The organism is Bradyrhizobium sp. (assembly GCF_049512235.1).
Classification (GTDB): domain Bacteria; phylum Pseudomonadota; class Alphaproteobacteria; order Rhizobiales; family Xanthobacteraceae; genus Bradyrhizobium.
Map to the genome: position 1 here is coordinate 1 of NZ_JBEKXH010000555.1, position 3914 is coordinate 3914.

At 62.1% G+C, this 3914-nt stretch carries 5 protein-coding genes; 4 read left to right on the plus strand and 1 reads right to left on the minus strand.

Annotated elements, in window-relative coordinates:
* Positions 1–689 (minus strand): SDR family NAD(P)-dependent oxidoreductase (locus ABSG20_RS31570; protein ID WP_423868368.1); only part of this gene is annotated, 689 nt, incomplete at its 3' end.
* Between the two features lie 275 nt (positions 690–964).
* On the opposite strand from ABSG20_RS31570, the gene ABSG20_RS31575 reads away from it, so the two are divergent.
* From ABSG20_RS31575 to ABSG20_RS31590, 4 genes are read left to right on the plus strand one after another with little or no spacing between them, the layout of a single operon-like run.
* The gene (locus tag ABSG20_RS31575) at positions 965–1408 is read left to right on the plus strand and encodes a tautomerase family protein (RefSeq protein ID WP_423868369.1); all 444 of its coding nucleotides are present in this window, start codon (positions 965–967) and stop codon (positions 1406–1408) included.
* Positions 1409–1464: 56 nt separating this feature from the next.
* Positions 1465–2292, plus strand: coding sequence for an enoyl-CoA hydratase-related protein (locus ABSG20_RS31580; protein WP_423868370.1), 828 nt, complete (start codon positions 1465–1467; stop codon positions 2290–2292).
* Between the two features lie 45 nt (positions 2293–2337).
* Entirely contained in the window at positions 2338–3117 is a 780-nt protein-coding gene (locus ABSG20_RS31585; RefSeq protein WP_423868371.1) for an enoyl-CoA hydratase-related protein, read from the plus strand.
* A gap of 13 nt (positions 3118–3130) precedes the next feature.
* A complete protein-coding gene (locus ABSG20_RS31590) occupies positions 3131–3832 on the plus strand; it encodes an SDR family NAD(P)-dependent oxidoreductase (protein WP_423868372.1) in 702 nt (233 codons plus the stop codon).
* The last annotated feature ends 82 nt before the right edge of the window (positions 3833–3914 follow it).

The window sequence follows — 3914 nt, forward strand, 5'->3', positions numbered from 1 at the left end:
GTTTGCTGGTGCGCGAACCAATAGGCTTCGGCGATGGAAGATGTCTTTGCCAGACTGTCCGGAGGGATGTCGCTGGCTTCGATCCCTTTCGCCGCTCTCAGGCGCTGATGGATGGCTTCGCTATCCACGCCGGCATCGATGATCAGGTGCAAGACGTGAATGTTCTTCGGACCGAGCTCGCGTGCCATGGCCTGGGCGACGGCCCGCAGGCCGAATTTTGCCGACGCAAACGCCGCAAAACCCGCGCCACCACGGATGCTGGCGGTGGCGCCGGTAAACAAGATCGTGCCGCGCCCGCGCGGAAGCATCACGCGCGCGGCCTCGCGGCCAACCAGGAACCCTCCGTAACAGGCGAGCTCCCACGCCTTGAAGAAGAGCTTTTCCGTCGTATCCAACAGCGGCTTGTTGACGTTCGACCCGGCGTTGAACAGGCAAACCTCGATCGGCCCCATGTTATTTTCAACCTCGGCGAAAAGCCTCTGAACCTCGACCTCCTGACGGGCGTCGACGCTGAGGGCGTGAACGTCACGGCCCGCGGCTTTCAGTTCGTCGACCAGCCCTTGCGACTTTGCCGCGTCACGCCTGCAGATGCAGACGGTATAGCCGCCCTCGGCGAAACGCCGAGCCACGGCTGCGCCAATGGCGTCGCCCGCGCCGACCAATATTGCTACGCCGCGACCTCTGGTCATCCCTGCGCCCAACAAGTTCTTATTTGGTACCTAAGGAAAATACCGGGCCGGGCGGCCGTTGTAAATGAAATTTGCTAACCCGTCATCGAAAATCAGCCCCCGCATACCGCTCCTCACCAGGCCGTGAAAGGCTCCGGCCGGATCTGGATTGACAAGTTCTAAAATAGAACTTTAAATGCTTAAACCATAAGGCCGCGTGAAAGCAGGCGCGATGAACCGGGAGGTTGGCCGTGGCGAGATGGTCGGATGTAACGCTGACCCGGAGGTGAAGGACGATGCCAACCTATTTCTGCACGACTGCGGAGGGCCGTCTGACGGTTGAACAAAAGCGCAAGATTGCCGGCGAAATCACGCGCGTGCATTGCGAGGTCACCGGCGCCCCCGGCTTTTTTGCCCAGGTCATCTTCCACGAAGTGAAACCCGGCGACTACTACATCGGTGGCGCGCCGCTGCGGCACGACCATCTCTTCGTCTACGGCCATATCCGAAGCGGACGCGCCGCCGTGGACAAGTCGCGAATGATCGCTTTGATGGCGAAGGCGGTCGGAGACGCGGCGAACGTCGAGAGCAGCCGCTCGGTCTGGGTGTACGTGGCGGAATTGCCGCCGCGGCAAATGATCGAATTCGGCCACTTGTTGCCGGAGGCGGGCGACGAACCGGCCTGGACCGCTGCGCTTCCCGCGGCGGATCGCGAATTCATGCAATCGATCGGAAAGTAGCGGTTTCACGATCGCGGGCTTATTACTTGGACAGGGTCAAGACGGGAGGGGTTCGAATGGCGGAGGATCGGATCGAGCTCGACACCGGTACGAGCGAGCTCTTGTGCGAAATCCGGGACCGCGTTGCATTGATCACGCTCAACCGTCCGGAAGCACGCAATGCGCTCTCGGACCGATTGACCCCGGCGCTACGGCGCATGATCAAGCAGTGCGGCGATGATCCGAAGGTCGGCGCGCTGTTGATCACCGGCGCGGGCAATGCCTTTTGCGCCGGAGGCGACGTCAAGGGCATGGGCGGCAATTCGACCAGGGCCGAGGTGCCGATCGAAGACCGCGTCGCCGACCTGCGAGGCAAGCAGCGTACCCTGACCGGGGCTCTTGTGGCGGTGAGAAAGCCGACCATCGCCGCACTTCCGGGACCCGCGGCGGGTGCGGGACTCGCGCTCGCCCTTGCTTGCGATATCCGTATTGCTTCGGAGTCGGCGATCATGGCCACCGGATACGCCCGCATCGGCTTGACGGGGGACTACGGCATCGCGTGGTTGCTGACGCGGCTTGCGGGAACGTCGCGGGCGCGGGAGCTGATGTTCCTGTCGGAGCGGATCGACGCAGGCCGCTGCGAAGCGCTGGGTCTCGTCAACCGCGTCGTGCCCGACACCGAGCTGCGCCAGACCGCCTTTGCGCTTGCGAAGTCCTTGGCCGAGGGACCGTCGATCGCGTTGGCCCGGATGAAAGACAACCTCGACCACGCCTTGACCTCGGACTTTCTGGATTCAATGGATCAGGAAGCGGAGAACATGGTCGAGGCCGCGCAGACGACCGACCACAAGGAAGCGGTGCGTGCCTTCATCGACAAGCGCAAGCCGGCATTCAGCGGTCATTAGGTCATGCGGGACGCGGCACAGCAACCGAGGGTGAGGAGCACGATCATGACTGAACATGTCAAGACCGAGATAGCCGAGGGCATCATGACGTTGACGCTTTGCCGCGTTGACAAGAAGAACGCCCTGACCAACGCGATGTATAGCGCGATGTCGGACGGGCTGGAGCGCGCGGAGAAGGATCCGGCGGTGCGAGTGGTGCTGTTTCAGGGCGACGGCGACAGTTTCACGGCCGGAAACGACCTTGCCGATTTCAGCGCCCAGGCCAACGGCAATGACAACGGCGAGAGCCAGGCGTTTCGATTCATCGGCAATCTCGGCAAAGCCACCCGTCCGCTCGTCGCCGCCGTGCAAGGCAACGCGGTTGGCGTCGGCACCACGATGTTGCTCCATTGCGACCTTGTATTTCTTGCCGACACCGCCAAGCTGATGACGCCGTTCGTCAATCTGGCGTTGGTGCCGGAAGCGGCGTCGAGCTGGCTATTGCCTGCGCGCATCGGGCACGTCCGTGCCTATGCCATGTTCGCGCTGGGAGAGCCTCTTGACGCAGCGACCGCCCTGGCCTGCGGATTGGCCAATGCGGTGGTCCCATCGGCGGATTTGCGTATCAAGGCCCGGGAGGCTGCCGAAGCTCTGACCCAACGGCCGGCCGGCTCGCTTTGCCAAACCAAAGCGCTGATGCGCGATATGGACGGGATCGCCGCGCAGATCAGCCGGGAGGGCGCATTATTCCGCGACCGCTTGCAGACCGCCGAGGCACGTGAAGCGTTCGCGGCATTTGCCGAACGTCGCAAGCCCGATTTTTCGAAGGTTGGAACGACTGTTTGACCGAGGTATTCCCATGAGCGCACCCATCTGCCTGATCTCGGGCGTCGGACCGGGAACCGGATCCGCACTTGCCAAACGGTTTACGGAAGGAGGATACCGCGTTGCTCTTCTGGCGCGGAACGAGGCGCGCCTCGCCGCGCTGGAGAAAGAGCTCGTCACGGCAAAAGGCTACCCCTGTGACGTATCCGATGCTGCGCAGATAGATCATGTGGCGTCTCAGATCGAGCGTGACCTGGGAAGTCCGAGCGTCGTCATCCACAATGCGGTCGGCGGTGCGTTTGGAACCTTTCGCGAAATTGATCCGTCGATTCTGAACCGGAATTTTCAGGTCAACACGATGGGGCTGTTATATCTGGCCCGGCGATTTTCGCCCGCGATGATAGATGCGAAAAAGGGCGCCATCATTGTTACCGGCAACACCTCCGCATTGCGCGGGAAGCCATCGTTCGCAGGGTTCGCACCCACGAAGGCGGCGCAACGCATCCTGGCCGAGGCGATGGCGCGCGAGTTGGGCCCGAACGGCGTGCATGTCGCCTACCTTGTGGTCGACGCGGTCATCGACCTCGCGTGGACAAGAGAGCGCTTCAAGGACAGGCCCGACGAATTCTTCATCAAGCCCAAGGCGATCGCGGAAGAGATCTGGCATGTCGTGCATCAAGATCGCAGCGCGTGGTCGTTCAATGTCGAATTGCGGCCCTTCGGCGAAACGTGGTGAGGGCAATGCCCGACGTGTGAAATGTTTCGCGGGATCGGTCCAGGCATCCATGCCGGCGACACCCAAGCTACTTTGCATGGGG